The sequence below is a fragment of the Klebsiella sp. MISC125 genome, assembly GCF_051131775.1.
In the GTDB taxonomy this organism is placed as follows: domain Bacteria; phylum Pseudomonadota; class Gammaproteobacteria; order Enterobacterales; family Enterobacteriaceae; genus Klebsiella.
Genome location: NZ_CP180448.1, coordinates 887796 through 904347, shown reverse-complemented (window position 1 = coordinate 904347; position 16552 = coordinate 887796). Strand labels below are relative to the sequence as shown.

17 protein-coding genes are annotated in these 16552 nt (G+C 54.6%); 7 read left to right on the top strand and 10 right to left on the bottom strand.

Annotation, left to right across the window (positions count from 1 at the left end; genetic code table 11):
- The first annotated feature begins 228 nt into the window (after positions 1 to 228).
- Positions 229 to 1599 carry a pyridoxal-phosphate dependent enzyme gene (locus ACMYSL_RS04330; RefSeq protein ID WP_434661505.1) on the top strand — a complete coding sequence of 457 codons (1371 nt, stop codon included), beginning with the start codon at positions 229 to 231 and terminating at the stop codon, positions 1597 to 1599.
- A gap of 10 nt (positions 1600 to 1609) precedes the next feature.
- Complete coding sequence (locus tag ACMYSL_RS04325; protein ID WP_434661503.1) at positions 1610 to 2755, top strand: trans-sulfuration enzyme family protein; 1146 nt, start codon at positions 1610 to 1612, stop codon at positions 2753 to 2755.
- A gap of 33 nt (positions 2756 to 2788) precedes the next feature.
- On the opposite strand, the gene ACMYSL_RS04320 is transcribed toward ACMYSL_RS04325, so the two are convergent.
- Positions 2789 to 3670, bottom strand: a complete 882-nt coding sequence (locus ACMYSL_RS04320) for a LysR substrate-binding domain-containing protein (protein WP_434661501.1) — start codon at positions 3668 to 3670, stop codon at positions 2789 to 2791.
- Between the two features lie 246 nt (positions 3671 to 3916).
- On the opposite strand from ACMYSL_RS04320, the gene ACMYSL_RS04315 reads away from it, so the two are divergent.
- The 3 genes from ACMYSL_RS04315 (at position 3917) to ACMYSL_RS04305 (ending at position 7157) form a co-directional block, all read left to right on the top strand.
- Entirely contained in the window at positions 3917 to 4519 is a 603-nt protein-coding gene (locus ACMYSL_RS04315) for a short chain dehydrogenase (protein ID WP_304253610.1), read from the top strand.
- A 353-nt stretch (positions 4520 to 4872) separates the two neighbouring features.
- The gene (locus ACMYSL_RS04310) at positions 4873 to 6696 is read left to right on the top strand and encodes a tyrosine-protein phosphatase (RefSeq protein ID WP_434661498.1); all 1824 of its coding nucleotides are present in this window, start codon (positions 4873 to 4875) and stop codon (positions 6694 to 6696) included.
- Positions 6697 to 6968: 272 nt separating this feature from the next.
- Positions 6969 to 7157, top strand: a complete 189-nt coding sequence (locus ACMYSL_RS04305; protein ID WP_434661496.1) for a hypothetical protein — start codon at positions 6969 to 6971, stop codon at positions 7155 to 7157.
- Positions 7158 to 7360: 203 nt separating this feature from the next.
- Here the strand turns inward: ACMYSL_RS04305 and ACMYSL_RS04300 are convergent, their stop codons facing one another.
- The 4 genes from ACMYSL_RS04300 to ACMYSL_RS04285 all read right to left on the bottom strand — a co-directional run bounded on the left by ACMYSL_RS04300 (position 7361) and on the right by ACMYSL_RS04285 (position 11638).
- Complete coding sequence (locus ACMYSL_RS04300) at positions 7361 to 8062, bottom strand: alpha/beta fold hydrolase (protein WP_434661494.1); 702 nt, start codon at positions 8060 to 8062, stop codon at positions 7361 to 7363.
- A 77-nt stretch (positions 8063 to 8139) separates the two neighbouring features.
- Entirely contained in the window at positions 8140 to 9321 is a 1182-nt protein-coding gene (locus ACMYSL_RS04295; protein ID WP_434661492.1) for a PLP-dependent aminotransferase family protein, read from the bottom strand.
- Between the two features lie 237 nt (positions 9322 to 9558).
- Positions 9559 to 11430 (bottom strand): bifunctional glutathionylspermidine amidase/synthase, encoded by a 1872-nt coding sequence (gss, locus tag ACMYSL_RS04290; RefSeq protein ID WP_434661490.1) that lies wholly within the window; start codon positions 11428 to 11430, stop codon positions 9559 to 9561.
- A gap of 76 nt (positions 11431 to 11506) precedes the next feature.
- A complete protein-coding gene (locus ACMYSL_RS04285) occupies positions 11507 to 11638 on the bottom strand; it encodes a hypothetical protein (RefSeq protein WP_309146792.1) in 132 nt (43 codons plus the stop codon).
- Between ACMYSL_RS04285 and ACMYSL_RS04280 the strand changes: the two genes are divergently transcribed.
- Positions 11638 to 12198, top strand: a complete 561-nt coding sequence (locus ACMYSL_RS04280; RefSeq protein WP_434661487.1) for a DsbA family protein — start codon at positions 11638 to 11640, stop codon at positions 12196 to 12198. The two genes, ACMYSL_RS04285 and ACMYSL_RS04280, sit on opposite strands and share 1 nt — an antisense overlap.
- Before the next feature lie 64 nt (positions 12199 to 12262).
- On the top strand, positions 12263 to 13129 hold the full coding sequence (gene yghU, locus ACMYSL_RS04275; RefSeq protein ID WP_434661485.1) for a glutathione-dependent disulfide-bond oxidoreductase: 867 nt from the start codon (positions 12263 to 12265) through the stop codon (positions 13127 to 13129).
- 35 nt (positions 13130 to 13164) lie between these two features.
- Here yghU and ACMYSL_RS04270 read toward each other — a convergent pair whose 3' ends face one another.
- The 5 genes from ACMYSL_RS04270 to exbB all read right to left on the bottom strand — a co-directional run bounded on the left by ACMYSL_RS04270 (position 13165) and on the right by exbB (position 16420).
- On the bottom strand, positions 13165 to 13452 hold the full coding sequence (locus ACMYSL_RS04270) for a DUF2623 domain-containing protein (protein WP_110273054.1): 288 nt from the start codon (positions 13450 to 13452) through the stop codon (positions 13165 to 13167).
- A 79-nt stretch (positions 13453 to 13531) separates the two neighbouring features.
- The gene (yghX, locus tag ACMYSL_RS04265; RefSeq protein ID WP_434663941.1) at positions 13532 to 14419 is read right to left on the bottom strand and encodes a YghX family hydrolase; all 888 of its coding nucleotides are present in this window, start codon (positions 14417 to 14419) and stop codon (positions 13532 to 13534) included.
- Between the two features lie 196 nt (positions 14420 to 14615).
- Positions 14616 to 15110 carry a TIGR00645 family protein gene (locus ACMYSL_RS04260; RefSeq protein ID WP_004105804.1) on the bottom strand — a complete coding sequence of 165 codons (495 nt, stop codon included), beginning with the start codon at positions 15108 to 15110 and terminating at the stop codon, positions 14616 to 14618.
- Positions 15111 to 15256: 146 nt separating this feature from the next.
- Positions 15257 to 15682 carry a TonB system transport protein ExbD gene (exbD, locus tag ACMYSL_RS04255; RefSeq protein ID WP_112213736.1) on the bottom strand — a complete coding sequence of 142 codons (426 nt, stop codon included), beginning with the start codon at positions 15680 to 15682 and terminating at the stop codon, positions 15257 to 15259.
- Positions 15683 to 15688: 6 nt separating this feature from the next.
- Positions 15689 to 16420 (bottom strand): tol-pal system-associated acyl-CoA thioesterase, encoded by a 732-nt coding sequence (gene exbB / locus ACMYSL_RS04250; protein ID WP_304253626.1) that lies wholly within the window; start codon positions 16418 to 16420, stop codon positions 15689 to 15691.
- Between the last annotated feature and the right edge of the window lie 132 nt (positions 16421 to 16552).

The following is a 16552-nucleotide window of genomic DNA, read 5'->3' as shown; positions in this document are numbered from 1 at the left end:
TGAAACAAACATAAAGCAGCGGAAAAAAACCATAATTTGGTGAAAAATACACCAAAAAGGCCCTATTCTGGAAATCGACACGCCCAGGCGGCTAACAACCTTTCCCTCCGGACGTCTAAATAGCATCTTATATTCCTTTTTGCGCTTAGACGCAGACAAAAGTTCTTTAAAATGTCAATTTTTCAGCCCTACCATTCAAATCATCTTGGTACGAATGGGTAAAATGTCATGTCAGTTTTTCATTCCGTTAGCGACCTTATTGGCCACACTCCCCTGCTCCAGCTGCATAAATTGGATAGCGGCCCCTGTAGCCTGTTTTTAAAACTGGAAAATCAAAACCCCGGCGGTTCGATAAAAGACCGCGTGGCGCTGTCGATGATTAATGAAGCCGAACGACAGGGGAAATTAAAACCCGGCGGCACGATTATTGAAGCCACCGCCGGGAATACCGGCCTGGGTCTGGCGCTGATTGCAGCGCAGAAAAATTACCGCCTGATTCTGGTCGTGCCGGACAAAATGAGCCGCGAGAAAATATTCCATCTGCGTGCGCTGGGGGCGCAAGTATTGCTTACCCGCTCGGACGTCAATAAAGGCCATCCAGCCTACTATCAGGACTACGCCCGCCGCCTTGCCGACGAAACGCCAGGCGCTTTTTATATCGACCAATTTAATAACGAGGCCAATCCGCTGGCCCATACCACTACCACCGCCCCGGAAATCTTTCAGCAACTGGAGGGTAATATTGACGCTATCGTCGTTGGCGTCGGCTCCGGCGGGACTCTCGGTGGGCTACAGGCCTGGTTTGCTGAGCATTCGCCTAAAACGGAATTTATCCTGGCGGATCCGGCGGGTTCCATTCTGGCGGACCAGGTCGAAACCGGGCGCTACGGCGAAACGGGATCCTGGCTGGTTGAGGGGATCGGCGAAGACTTTATTCCGCCGCTGGCCCACCTTGAAGAAGTCAAAAATGCTTACCGCGTCACCGATAGCGAGGCGTTCGCCACTGCCCGCGAACTGTTGCAGGTTGAAGGCATTCTGGCGGGCTCTTCAACCGGCACTCTGCTTAATGCCGCCCTGCGCTTCTGCCGGGCACAGACCTCCGCCAAACGTGTGGTGACCTTCGCCTGCGACAGCGGCAACAAATATCTATCAAAAATGTTTAACGATGACTGGATGCGCCAGCAGGGCTTTTTGAGTCGCCCTTCGCGCGGCGATCTCAGTGACTTTATCGCCCTGCGCCACGATGAAGGGGCCACCGTCACCGCCGCGCCGGACGACACGCTGGCCGCGATCCTCGCCCGTATGCGCCTTTACGACATCTCGCAGTTGCCGGTGCTAGAAAAGGGCCGCGTGGTCGGCATCGTAGACGAATGGGATCTGATTAGCCATGTCCAGGGCGACAGCCGGCGCTTTTCTCTACCCGTGAGAGAAGCGATGACCCGCAACGTAGAAACCCTGGATAAACATGCACCAGAAAGCTCGCTGAAAGCCATTTTCGATCGCGGCCTGGTGGCCATCATCGCCGACAACGATCGTTTTCTTGGCCTTATTACCCGCAGCGATGTGCTGACCACCTGGCGTAACCGACTCGAACATTAAGGATTTAACAATGACCAATTTGCATACCCTGAGCGTACATAGCGGCACCTTTACCGACGAACACGGCGCGGTGATGCCGCCCATCTACGCGACCTCCACCTTTGCCCAGCCCGCGCCGGGCCAGCATACTGGTTACGAATATTCGCGCAGCGGTAACCCGACCCGCCACGCGCTGGAGACGGCCATTGCTGACCTGGAAAGCGGTACGCGCGGCTTCGCCTTTGCGTCCGGTCTGGCGGCAATCTCTACCGTACTTGAACTGCTCGATAAAGACAGCCACCTGGTCGCCGTCGACGATGTCTACGGCGGCACGTATCGGCTGATAGAAAACGTTCGCCGCCGCAGCGCCGGTCTGCGGGTGAGCTGGGTGAAGCCGGACGATCTGGCGGCCATTGAAGCGGCCATTCAGCCCGAAACGCGGATGATTTGGGTCGAAACGCCGACTAACCCGCTGCTTAAGCTGGCTGACCTCCGCGCCATTGCCGCCATTGCGCGGCGACACAATATTATCAGCGTCACCGACAACACCTTTGCTTCGCCGGTTATCCATCGTCCGCTGGAACTGGGCTTCGATATCGTGGTGCACTCGGCGACCAAATATCTTAACGGCCACTCTGATGTGGTTGCCGGGCTGGCGGTCGTCGGAGATAACCCAACGCTAGCGGAAAAGCTAGGCTATCTACAAAACGCGGTGGGCGGAGTGCTTGATCCGTTCAGCAGTTTCCTGACGCTGCGGGGCATTCGTACCCTGGCCCTGCGTATGGAGCGCCACAGTAGTAATGCATTATTGCTCGCCGAGTGGCTGGAGCAGCAGCCGCAGGTCGAAAAGGTGTGGTTCCCGTGGCTGGCCTCGCATCCGCATCATCAGCTGGCGCGCAAGCAGATGGCGCTCCCCGGCGGGATGATCTCCGTGGTGGTCAAAGGCGACGACGGCTATGCCGAACGGATCATCCGCAAGCTGAAGCTGTTTACCCTCGCGGAGAGCCTCGGCGGCGTGGAAAGCCTGGTGAGCCAGCCGTTTAGCATGACCCACGCATCTATTCCGCTGGAGCAGCGTTTAGCTAACGGCATTACTCCGCAGTTGATTCGTCTGTCGGTAGGGATTGAAGATCCACAGGATCTGATCGCCGACTGGCGTCATGCGCTACGCGATTAAACAGATTGCCCGCCGCAAAGGCGGGCCGCTGTTCTACTGCTGCCCCTGCAGAAGATGCTCAACAAAACGCGTTAGCTTCGGCAGCGGGCGCAAATCTTGCCGCCAGAGTAAATGAACCGGTCTTGGCTGCGGCGTATAATCCTCTAGCACACGAACCAGCTTGCCGCACTCCAGCGCGTCGGCCAGCAGCACTTCCGGCTGGAGCAGCAACCCGGCTCCAGCAATCGCCACCATTCGCAGGGCATAACCATCATTGCAGCGCAGAATTGCGTCACGCTTCCAGCGGATCCCCTCCTCAGCTCCCGGTAATTTCCACTCGTTGCGCGCGGTCCACACCGTATGCGATAAACAGAGATGATCGGCCAGATCGGCAGGCGTATTCGGCGTACCGTGGCGGGCTAAATAGTCGGGCGCGGCGCAGATCGTCATCCGGTAAGGCGCGAGATATTTTGCCACCAGATCGTCGGTATGGATCTCACCGATGCGGATCGCCAGATCAATGCCTTCATCCACCAGATCGACCATTCGATTAGTCAGATCCAGCTCGACCCGCACATCGGGCCAGGCTTGCAGAAAAGTCGCGATCAGTGGGGCAATGACGCAGGCACCAAACGACGTCGGCGCGCTCACCCGCAGCGTGCCCGCTGGCGCTACCCGTAGTCGCTCCACCGAGCTTTCGGCAATCGAAACCTGCTCAAGGACGCGTTTCGCCTCTTCAAAATAGACTCGCCCGGCATCGGTCAGGCTCTGACGACGAGTGTTGCGCTCCAGCAGACGGGTATTTAGCTGGCGCTCAGTCAGCGCGATGTATTTACCCACCATGACCGCCGACATCTCAAGGCGCGATGCGGCTTCAGTAAAGCTTCCGCACTCCACCACCGTAATAAAGACCTCCATCGCCCGCAGCTTATCCATATTACAAACTCCTGGTTAGTAATCATCGAACTTTTCGCCAGTTTATCCGATATCTGTTTTATTAAAGAATAGAGGCTCACCACATTAAAGAGCCTATCCCAGTAGGCGTAATTGTTGCCGATGGTTTGGACACGGACAGAGCGGAAAAACCGGAGCGTACACGTAGTACGTGAGGATTTTGAGCACTGCCCAGGGCCAAACCAGCAAATAAAATAGCCTAATGAGATAGGTTCTAAGGAGTCTGCTATGAAAATCATCATTATTGGTGCCAGCGGTACCGTTGGCCGCGCCGTTGCGCAAGAATTAAGTCAGCGCCATGAAGTTATTCGCGTCGGCCGCACTCAGGGCGACTATCAGGTTGATATCACCTCGCAAGAGAGCGTGCAGGGTTTGTTTGAAAACATTGGCCGGATAGACGCAATTGTTTCCGCCACCGGCAACCTGTTCTTTGGTCCTCTGGAAACCATGACCGATAACGATTTCAACCAGGGCTTGCAGGATAAGCTATTGGGGCAGGTTCGTCTGGCGCTGACCGGGCAGCATTATCTTAACGACGGCGGTTCTATTACGCTGATTAGCGGGATAGTTGCCCATGAGCCCATCGCGCAGGGAGTCAATGCCACCACCGTGAACGCCGGGCTGGAAGGGTTCGTTCGCGCCGCCGCCTGCGAACTGCCGCGCGGTATGCGTATTAACCTGATTAGCCCCACCGTATTGACCGAATCGGCGGCAGCCTACGATGGTTTCTTCCCCGGTTTTGAGAGCGTCCCCGCCGCCAGCGTGGCCCAGGCCTACCGCCGCAGCGTGGAAGGCATTCAGAACGGACGAATCTATAAGGTCGGCTACTGAACTGAGCAAAATGACTGCCGGATCAAAAAATAAAATAACATCCTGCTGCCGCGAGCGGGATGTTAAAGATTAATATGGCGAATGATTAATATGACTTAACGTGAGAGAAAAAATATATTCCATAAATAAACCTAATCTAATTTCACCTTGTTTATTTCACAAAAAATCCATCTGGAAATAATTCTGTCACAATCCCACCCTATATTCTCAAGCCTTAATAAACAACACATTACAATCCATAAATATCGAGGCTTATTTTGATTCGCTATATTCCTGTTACAGTCTCTCTGGTCACCATTGCCGTCTCTGGTGCGCTATACGCTGCGCCAATAAATACGCCCACGCTCGCTAGCATGGATAATTTTCGTGATATTGCTGGCACTACCTCGATTTATACCACCAGCCATGATGGCACCATGCGCACCGGGGTATTTTATCGCTCTAATGCCCTGGCGTTATCCACCGCAGACCAGGCAACGCTCAGCACGCTTGGCATCAGCGATGTTTATGATTTACGTACCACCAGCGAAATCGCCAGCAGCCCGGACGTGATGCCCGACGGGGCAACCTATACCAACATTGATATCATCGGCAACGCCGCTTCAGGCAGTAACATTACCTCGATAACTTTTAGCAGCGCCGCTGAAGCCAAAGCGATGATGCAGCAGACCAACGTCTCCTTCGTCAGCGATGCCGGGATGCGCGCGCAGTTCAGCACTCTGTTTAACGATCTGGCCAGCGCCGACGGTGCCGCCCTGTTCCACTGCACCGCAGGCAAAGACCGAACCGGCTGGACCGCCGCCATGCTGCTGAGTATCGCCGGAGTCGACAACACGACCATTATGGAAAACTACCTCGCCACCAACGATTACACTCGTCAGCGTATTGAGGCGACCCTGGCGATGATGCCGCCAGCTATGGCGGCGATTTACGAGCCGCTGCTTGGCGTCGATGCCAGCTATCTGCAGGCAGGACTGGATGAGATCACCCGCGAGTACGGCTCCGTCGATAACTATCTGAAGCAAGGGCTGGGGCTATCGCAGGAGACTCTCTACGTGCTGCGCGGAAAAATGGTCCATTATGGCCAGCTTCCGGGGCAGAGCGGGCTACGGGGGAATGCAGCACAGGGCGCGGCGCTGCTTAACGCGTTACAAAACAGTGAGCTTTCCGGCCGTTACACCGCTTATAACAACTATCTGCAATCGGCTATTGATGCCGGAACGCTTGGCGGAGTGGAGTCTCAGGTTGGCGGACAAATTCATGCGGATGCCGCGAGTTATCTGCTGCGTAGCGGCTCACGTCTGGATCGTGCGCTGGCACCGAATATCGACAGCCGCCAGCTGCGCGATGGCGAAGGAAAACTGTGGCTAACCGGGCTTAACGGTTATCTGGGTACCGACGGTTCCGCCCGCGCCGCCAGCAGCAATGAGCACACCACCGGTACGCTGCTGGGTTATACCCAGAGGGTGAACTCGCAGTTTAGCGGCTACGGCACGCTGGGATATAGCTGGGGTTCACTGGGTAGCGCCAACGCCGACGCGGATGCTAATACTACGCTGTTAGGTTTCGGTGGCCGCTATGCATTCGAGGATCTTAATCACGGTCTCTTTGCCGCAGCCGATCTTAACGCCGGTTGGATTGACTACAGCAGCACCCGCAAGATGGGCGGCGGACTGGGTACCGCCACTGGCGATACCCACGGACAACTGTTCGGCGGTACGCTACGCCTCGGCTACGTGAGCCCGCTCGATTTCGCCAGCGTCGAGTATTCTGTCGGCACCCGATTAACCCATCTGCGCATGGATGCCTTCCATGAGAACGGCAGCGAACTGGCGCTCAATGTCGATCGCGTTAGCGAAAATAATGCCAGCGGCGTTGCCAATATTAATTTCGCCTTTAATCCGCAAAACAGCGGTAACTGGACGATTTCCCCGGCGGTGAATGTCGGCTATGAACATAGCTTCAGCGGCCCCTCGGTGCGCACTCGTGGACAAGTTTATCAATATGAGGTCGTACAAGACTCAGCCTTCAATAGCCGCGATATGTTCAATGCAGGTGCCAACATTAGCGTGACGCGCGGTGCGCTGAGCTTGAACCTGGGCGGCCAGGCGGAAATCGCCAGCGGCGGCGACAGCCACGGCTATAGCGGCAATTTAAGCGTGGCCTACACCTTTTAAAAAACCACAGCAGGCCGTCATCGCTGGCGGCTTGCTATTCCCCACAAAATTGTAAAGGGGTCAATTTTTGACGCCGAAGATTGGCTCATGCTGGAACGCCGTCCGCAAAATGAAACGCTGGCAGGAAAGGTAAAACAGAAATTATGTTTCAATTGGCTATCGGCAGCCGCAATCATCAATCCAACTTATGATTGCCATTACCATAAAAAGTAGTTGATCTGGTATCAACAAGCTCTTATTTTGCTTCTCAGTTTTTAAACGAGATGAAACTGATGCCGACAATTACAGCCTGTAGTATGAAAGAAGCAAAAGAGTTAATTAACTGTGGGAAATATAAGGAAATCGTTCTAAATTTCGACATTGACGCTGATGATTTTTTCACCCTCGCCACCTCCCAACAAGATACTAAAGTCACCATCACGGACAGAAATAATCACTCATCGGTAAAAGTACAAAAATAATAAAACCCCTGAGGCTCTTCTTATGCTGTTAGTTATTAGTACCATTGCAGTCGCTTTTCTCTCCTCATTGATGCTTATTTGGCTTGACGATCGCATTGCTGAGCAGGATTAACAACCAGGGCTGGCGATAAGCCGCCAGAGCACCCTCCTCTGAGTTTCTCTTGCCCGCAGCCATCTGTTGCGGGCGATTCAATACAGTTTCGTTAATCCCACTTTTCTATCCACTCACTGACCGCTTTCGCCAGTTGTGCAGGCTGTTCCAGCGGCAGCATATGACCACAATCATCGATTATCTGAAGCTCCGCGCCTGTAATACTCGCCTGTAATTCCTGTAATTCATCCAACGAACGAGAGGGATCCTGAGCGGCAGCAATGACCAGCGTTGGACAGGTAATGGGCTGCGTGGTGAGATGGTCGCGAACCAGGCTGGCCTGATGGCGAAAAGCTTCCGCACCAAGTCTCGCACCCATCGCCCTGATTTTTGCTACCAGCGTTTTATCTCCTGCCCGCTGCGGATACAGGGTTCCAGCTATCGCCGAAGGACTGATTCCATTAAACGACGATGATGCCGACACAGCTGCAATGGCTGCCTGTTTTATTTTTTGCTGTTCAGCGCTGTCTTCACGCAACGAGGTAGCTATCAGCACCAGACCGGCTACCGCCTGCGGATACTGTTCGACGATCGCGCGGGCGACATAGCCACCCAGCGAAAATCCAATGAGGATAAAACGCGGGGGTAGATCATCAACGATGTATCGCGCTATCGCACTGATGTTGTCGCCGTGATTAAGTCCGGCGCGAATAAAAGTTCGCTCCTGTGGAAAAGCAGCCACAAAATCATCCCACAGGGTTTCATCCAGCATAAACCCAGGAACCAACACTATGGGTAATGTTTCGCGATTCATTGAGTTACTCTCGGTTCTTTAAAAGAGGAATATCAGGCAGGAAACTCCGCGCCGCCAGGCGGCGCGAAGCTGGGTGATTACAGTGACTTAGCCAGACGCTCAACGGCGGTCATCAGGCCGTCTGCCGATACCGTAGAGTAGGACAGACGCAGCGTGCGGGTATCCGGGTTGTCGTTATAGAACGCTTCACCAGGCACGTAGACCACGCCGTTTTCCAGCGTTTTCTTCATCCATTCCATGGTATCGAACGGATAGCGGAAGCGGGCCCACAGGAACATACCGCCTTTTGGTCGGCTGAACTCAAGATGCTCACCAAGGCGGGATTCCAGCGCATCGGCCAGCGCCACGCACTTCTTGCGGTAATCTTCGCGGATCAGGGCTATCTGATTTTCCAGACGATTCATACCCAGGTATTCCGTGGTGATCACCTGCGACAGCATATTGGTGTGCAGATCCGCCGCTTGCTTGACGATCACCGTCTGCTGCGCCAGCCAGTCCGGCATCACGATCCAGCCAATGCGCATTCCCGGTGCGAGGATCTTGGAGAACGTGGAGGTGTACACCACCTGATCTTCGCAGCCTAGCTCAACCGCGTACTGATACAGAGGACGATACACTTCATCTGTGAAGCTGATTTCACCATACGGATCGTCTTCGATAATCACGAAATCATGCTGCTTTGCCAGTTCCACCACACGGCGGCGGCGCGCTTCGCTCAGGGTTTTCCCGCCGGGGTTTCCGAAGGTCGGCACCAGGTAAACGGCTTTGACGCGGGTGGTTTCCAGCAGGTCAGCCAGTTGTTCAACCAGCATGCCATCATCGTCGGTATCGACGCTGAGAATATTGGCCTGCGCCAGTTGGAATACCTGCAGCGCCGCCAGATAGGTTGGACGCTCAACGACAATGGCATCGCCCGGATCGAGCAGCGTACGAGCCACCATATCCAGCGACTGCTGTGAGCCGGAGGTGATATAGACATGGCTTGCCGGACAGGCTACGCCGCGCGCATGGCACAGTTCGCTCACCGCTTGACGCAATGGCGGATAACCTTCGGTCAAACCGTACTGAAACGCATCGTTAAAGCGCCCGCTCATCACCTGCTGCACCGCCAGGTTCAGGCCTTCGGTATCGAAAAGCTCTGGGGCCGGAATGCCGCCGCCCAGAGAGATAACACCGGGCAGTTTACTGTGCTTGAGAAGTTCGCGGACGGCGGAGGGCTTAAGCTCACCCGCGCGGGCGGCGAGTCGCCGATCGTGCATACTATTTTCCTTTTCTGTCTTGTTGTGATGTTTTATCTATTTTTTTACCGATAATTCCCTGGCCGCGCTATGTTTACCGAGGGCTTAGTGTTCATACCCTGGTAGCCCGGACAGATGCGCAACATCGCCTCCGGGAAATTCTGCCGCCCCTGCGGACTTACCCGGGGGCGGCGCGATGCGCCTTGCCCGGGCTACAAATGCCGCAGGTGGCGAGAATCGCCGCAACCCGGGGTAAACTTAACGGCTATCTTTGTCTTTTAGCACGATTAACGGCTCAATATCGCTCTCTTTTTTCACCACCAGCGAATCATCGCCGCGCAGGCAGGTGCCGCCATAGTTACCGCCAACGGTAAAGGTGCAAACCTGGATGTATTTTCCATCCACCTTCGGCAGGCACCACAGCTGTTGGTAAATATTCTTGCGGTCGAAAAACTGACCGCTGGTTTTATCCAGCACTTCGTCCTGCGGGCCAATCAGGTCAATGTTGTTACCGCAGCGGCCTGAGATTGGCTTAACCGCATAGCCAGTTTCCGCTAGCTGCTCGTTGACCACAAAATCGGTATCCAGCAGGTAACGATGGTTCGGGAACAGCGACCACAGCACCGGCAGAATCGCCTTGTTACCAGGGATGACCGTCCACAGCGGTTCAAACACTAAGACTTCAGGACGCAGCAGAACGTCAATCAGACGCACTTCATTATTGGGGTGCCCGGTGCGAATCGGCACGGCGGCATACTCGTCGGCGCTGACTTCACGCACCTGCTCAATGGCGGTTTCCCATGCCCAGGTTTTCCAGACGCAGTTGACCAGCCGACCTTCGGCGTCAATAAGCTGCCCGGCAGCATCCCAGCGCAGCTCATCAAGGCCGTACAGGATTTTGCTGTCGAAACCGGCCTGAGTCAGCGAACGCTGGATAAACTGCGCGTGATAGTTCTCCTCCAGATCCTTGTCCTGCATGATATGCACGAAAGGGCGCGCCCGGCTGTGCTTCCACGCCCCGGCCAGCTCATCCAGCAGGTTTTCCGCCGGGTTGTGTCCGGTACCGTAGTAACCCTGTTTCAGCCACTGTTCGAGGATCAAACCACCTTCGGTATGGCAAGACGCGGAGTCGGCGTTGTACTCATAAACCTTCAGCCCGCGCTCATCCATACAGAAATCCATACGACCGGTAATCATATGATGCCGACGGCGTTGCCACGAGAGGCGCAGGCGCGGCCAGAGGATTTTCGGAATATCGAACAGCGCCAGCAGGCTGTCATCCTTCATCACCTTATCGGTGGCGTGCAGGTACATCAAATGCAGCTCGTTGGTCGCCTTGATAAGCTCCTGCTCGGCGCTTTCGCTAATGGTGAAATACTGGTAAGGGTCTTTATTGATAACGTGGCCGTTGGCTTCAACGTAGGCTTTTTGCAGCGAATCTTTCTCGTTGAGCCAGTTGCCGCGGAACTGGCCTTTATTCGGCAACCGCGCGCCTTTGATAGCCATCGCGTCACCCGGCAGAACCGGCTGCGGCAGGCTGTGCTCGGTATCAGCGGTTTGGATCATCCAGCCAAGGATTTCGGTATCGGCAAAGGTGTCTTTAATCGTGTAGATGCCGTTTTTCACTTCCAGCGTCAGCTCGCGGGTCCACTGCTGGCCCTGCGGCAGCGGCGCGTGAATCACGTTCTGCTCGGCGATCCGCACTTTATTCCCGACCAACTGAGTGATCACCGCCACGTGTCCGGTGTGTTTAAACTCGCCGCCCTTCTGCCAAATCAGTAGAGAACCAGCAATCGGCGGACGGCGGGAACCGTTAGCGAAAGCCTGCAGCGGTAGAATATTGTCGTTGACCACTTCGCGCAGAAAACGCAGAGAGAAGATTTCGTAGGCCATGCCGACGTCGGTAAACACAAAGCCGTAGGTGAGGAACAGAAAGCGGCGCGCAAACTCTACGCACTGCCATTTGTGCCCCATATACTCATTACCGATATAACTGCGGAACGTGGCGTCATCCGGATAATCTTGTGGATTTAAGCTACTGTAATTCGAAGAATAAATCGCTACGCCGCCCGGCGCGTAGCCTAAAAGTGTACCAAACGGGGCGTCACTGTTTGTCGAACCTTTGCTCATTTAGCCTGACCTCAAATTAATGCAGCCCGGGCAGTTGGCGAAACAAAACTCCCTCTTCTTATCCTGCCGCAGGCACTTACCAGACAGAGGTGAAATGATGATACCACTCATTCGATTCGCTAATCGTGCCCTTAAGGAAAATAAGCCTGCGCCGCCAGGCAAAAGTGATATCGTTATTTGAGATAAAAAAACAATCAGGAGTCGACAATGAGCACACCTTCGCATCTGACTGCCCAACCGCTGGTCTGGGGGCATGGCCCACGCACCTTTGAGGTGTTCCTCGAACCGACCTGCCCTTACTCGGTGCGCGCCTTCAATAAGCTTGATGACCTGCTGGATGAAGTTGGCGCGGATAACGTCACCATCAAAATTCGTCTTCAGTCTCAGCCGTGGCATCTGTTCTCCGGCGTCATCGTGCGCTGCATTCTCGCCGCATCCACTCTGCCGCACGGTCGCGAGCAGGCGCACAAGGTGCTGAAAGCCGTCGCTGACCACCGCGAGGAGTTCGAGTTTACCGACCACTGTAGCGGGCCAAACATGAACGTCACGCCGCAGCAGATTATTGAGCGAATCGAACGCTATAGCCACGTCTCGCTGGCTGCGGCCTTTGCCCGTCCTGAGCTGCAAAGCGAGATCAAATGGCATAGCAAATATGCCCGCCAGAACGGCATTCACGTGTCGCCGACCTTTATGGTTAACGGCCTGGTCCAGGCGGATCTCGGCAGCGGCGATGATATCAGCGTGTGGGCCGCGCGAATTCTGGCTTAGTACGGCTCCGGCGCTATAGCGCCAACTACACTATTTCAACACCTCATGAAAAAGGCAGGCCAGCATGTCAGAGAATAACTACCAACCACCAAAAGTGTGGGAATGGAAGCAAAACAACGGCGGCGCATTCGCCAATATCAACCGTCCCGTCTCCGGCGCAACCCATGACCAGGAGCTGCCGGTGGGTGAACACCCGCTTCAGCTCTATTCGCTGGGGACGCCCAACGGTCAGAAGGTGACCATTATGCTGGAAGAGCTGCTGGCGCTGGGCGTTAGCGGCGCGGAGTATGACGCCTGGCTGATTCGCATCGGCGAAGGCGATCAGTTCTCTAGCGGCTTTGTCGAGGTTAACCCGAACTCGAAAATCCCCGCGCTCAGCGACCACTCCACCACGCCGCCGACGCGCATTTTTGAATCCGGCAGCATCCTGCTCTATCTAGCGGAGAAGTTCGGTTTCTTCCTGCCAAAAGATCCGGCAGGCCGCACCGAAACCCTTAACTGGCTGTTCTGGCTGCAGGGTGCGGCTCCGTTCCTCGGCGGCGGCTTTGGCCACTTCTTCAACTATGCCCCGGTGAAAATCGAATACGCGATCGATCGCTTTACGATGGAAGCCAAGCGCCAGCTTGACGTGCTGGATAAGCAGCTTGCCCGCGGTCGTTTTGTGGCAGGAGAAGAGTACACCATTGCCGATATGGCTATCTGGCCGTGGTACGGCAACGTGGTGTTGGGGAATGTTTACAACGCCGCCGAATTCCTTGATGCAGGCAGCTATAAAAACGTGCTGCGCTGGGCGCAGGAGGTCGGAGACCGTCCGGCCGTGCAGCGTGGACGCATGGTTAACCGTACCTTCGGCCCGCTCAATGAGCAGCTCCACGAGCGCCATGCCGCCAGCGATTTCGAGACGCAAACCGAAGATAAGCGCCAGGCCTAATGCACTTACCCACCGGAGGCTTCAGCCTCCGGTTTTTAGCTTTCCAGCCGATATCCCGCCATAAAATAGCGCATTGACGTGCACGAACTTCCCTCTTTGAAGAAGTCCATCACCATATCCCTGTCCAGTCCATAGCGACGGGTGAGAATCCCCGCTTCCCAGGCGCTAAGCTGGCGGTCGCCGGTTTTTTCAAACATGCGGTGTGAATAGCCGAGCACGAACCCACGTTTATAGTCGGAGCAAAAATTTGCCGCATGCGTGGCGGTGTCAGCATGGGACGCCTGTAGCCCCGCCATTAGGCCTTTACCAAAATGGTTTTCCATCGAACTCCCCCCAATCGTTATATAAAAAATTATATAGCGATTTTTTGAGCGAGTGGTAGTGCTATTTCAGCCAATTTCGCTAGCGCAGATACTTCTCGAACCATGCCAGCGTGCGCTGCCAGGCCAGCTCGGCGGCAGCCCGATCGTAGCGCGGCGTGGAGTCATTATGAAAACCGTGGTTAACGCCCTGATAAATATAAGCCTCATAGACCTTATTGTGTTCCTTTAGCGCTTTTTCATAGGCGGGCCAGCCTTCATTGATGCCACTATCCAGTCCGGCATAGTGCAGCAGCAGCGGGGCCTTAATTTTGTCGACTTCGTTCAGCGGCGGCTGACGACCGTAAAACGGCACCGCACAGGCCAGCTCGGGGATCGCCACCGCTGCCGCATTGCTGACGCCGCCGCCGTAGCAAAAACCGGTAATCCCAACCTTTCCCGTTGCCTGAGGATGCTTCTCCATAAACGCAACCGCTGCAAGAAAATCGTTCATCAGCTTCACCGGATCGACCTTCTGCTGTAACTCCCGTCCTTCATCATCATTGCCGGGATAGCCGCCGACGGAGCTCAGACCATCCGGCGCCAGCGCAATATAGCCCGCTTTCGCCACCCGTCGGGTAACGTCTTCAATGTAGGGATTCAGACCTCGGTTCTCATGCACCACCACCACGGCAGGCGCTTTGTCAGTGATTTTCGTCGGCGTCACCATGTACGCCCGTACTTCGCCATGGCCATCGGGCGAGGGATAGTGAATATATTCCGGACGGATATCCGGGTCGGTAAACGCCACCTGCTCCGCCAGAGCATAGTTAGGCTTCAGCAGATTAAACAACGCTAACGCGGTCATCCCGCCGACGGCATATTTTCCCGCCATCTGCAGAAACTCGCGTTTGCTGATTTTGCCGTGAGCATAGTAGTCATAGTACTCCAGCAACTGCTGTGGGAAATCTTTGGCCGTCAGTCGCGTCATCATCCTTCCTCCGTTATTAAGCGCCCTTTAAGCAAAGCAGAAGCTCGGGTATGCGCCAGCGGAGAAGAGTAGAAACAGGAGAAAAGAGCCCAGTGAGCGGGCCTACAGGGACACTAGATTTGTAGGCCGGGTAAGGCGCAAGCCGCCACCCGGCAGAAATACAAGCACAATGCCTAAAACAGGTATGCCATCAGCTTCAGTGTTTAACTTTCGTCAGACGATCGAGATAGCCCATTACAAAGGCCGACAGCACGAACGTCAGGTGGATAATGACGTACCACATTAGCTTATTATCGGGGACGTTTTTTGCATCCATAAACACCCGCAGCAGGTGAATGGAAGAGATAGCCACAATGGAGGCAGCAACCTTATTTTTCAGTGAGGTAGCATCCATTTTACCCAGCCAACTGAGCTTTTCTTTGCCCTCGTTGATATCCAGTTGCGAGACAAAATTTTCATAACCGGAGAACATGACCATCACCAGCAGACCGCCCACCAGGGTCATATCCACCAGCGACAGCAGGGTCAGAATCATATCCGACTCACTGACGCTGAAAATATGCGGCAGTATGTGGAAGATCTCCTGAAAAAATTTGATCGTCAGCGCAATCAGCCCAAGCGAAAGGCCAAAATAAACCGGTGCCAGCAGCCAGCGCGAGGCATACATAGCGTTTTCCAGAAAGCGTTCCATAAGATCCCGTAAGTTAGCAAAAACGAACGGTATTATATCGCAACAGAGCAACGTTATAGCAACAGCTTACCAACAGAACAACTATCAGATGGGCGTAAAAAAGGCTGGCACAAGGCCAGCCTGGGGGAGATGCACTGGAGAGGGGGTTATTTTGCTTTTACGGTTTCTTCGCCCACCAGACCAATCTTCAGATAGCCCGCCTGATGCAAAGTATCCATAACTTTCATCATCGTCTCGTAATCCACGGTTTTATCCGCGCGGAAGAAGACCGTCGTGTCTTTCTTGCCTTCAGTCAGAACATCCAGCGACGTAATCATGCTCTCTTCAGTGATCGGGTCATTACCGAGGAACATGGTTTTATCCGCTTTCACCGACAGATAAATAGGCTTTTCAGGGCGCGGCTGCGGCTGGCTGGAAGACGCCGGGAGATTCACCTTCACGTCTACGGTAGCGAGCGGAGCCGCCACCATAAAGATGATCAGCAGCACCAGCATGACGTCGATAAACGGCGTCACGTTGATGTCATGCATTTCGCCGTTATCATCGAGGTTTTCGTTAAAATGCATTGCCATAAAGCATCAACCTACGCGTAATTTCTGTGCGGTACGGACCGACTTAACGCCGCTGGCGCTCAGGTCGAGGTCACGGCTTTGCAGCAACAATACCTGGGCCGCAACATCGCCAAGGGAAGCTTTGTAGCTGGCAATCATACGGGCGAAGATGTTGTAGATGACAACAGCCGGGATCGCGGCAAAGAGGCCTATCGCCGTCGCCAGGAGCGCTTCCGCGATGCCTGGAGCAACAACCGCCAGGTTAGTGGTTTGCGTCTGGGCAATACCGATAAAGCTGTTCATGATGCCCCAGACGGTACCAAACAGGCCGACAAACGGGGAGATTGCACCGATAGTCGCCAGATAGCCATTACCACGACCCATATAGCGACCGACCTGCGCCACGCGACGCTCAAGGCGGAAACCGGTACGTTCTTTAATGCCTTCGTTATCTTCCACGCCTGCGGAAAGCTCCAGCTCGTTCTGCGCTTCATTGAGCAGCTGTGAAGTCAGGCTTTTCGCATGGAAAGCGCTAGCGATGTCGTTGGCCTGGTCGAGAGAGCGTGCTTCAGCAACCTGCTGCTGTTCGCGCTTGAGGCGGCGTTTGCTGGCCAGGATCTCTGCGCCTTTGCCGAAAAAGATAGCCCATGTGACGACCGACGCCAGAATCAGGCCAATCATCACTACCTTAACGACAATATCGGCATGATGATACATACCCCAAACGGAGAGATCCGCCTGCATCAAATTATTACCCACACTGTATCTCCAGGACGTAAATCACAAAATCTGCGCACAATAATATCAAAACGACATCGAATTGATAGTGGTTCTCATTAGTATTTACACTGTGCAGCAAATCACGTTTATTTTCCTTGCGCTTACGCAGTA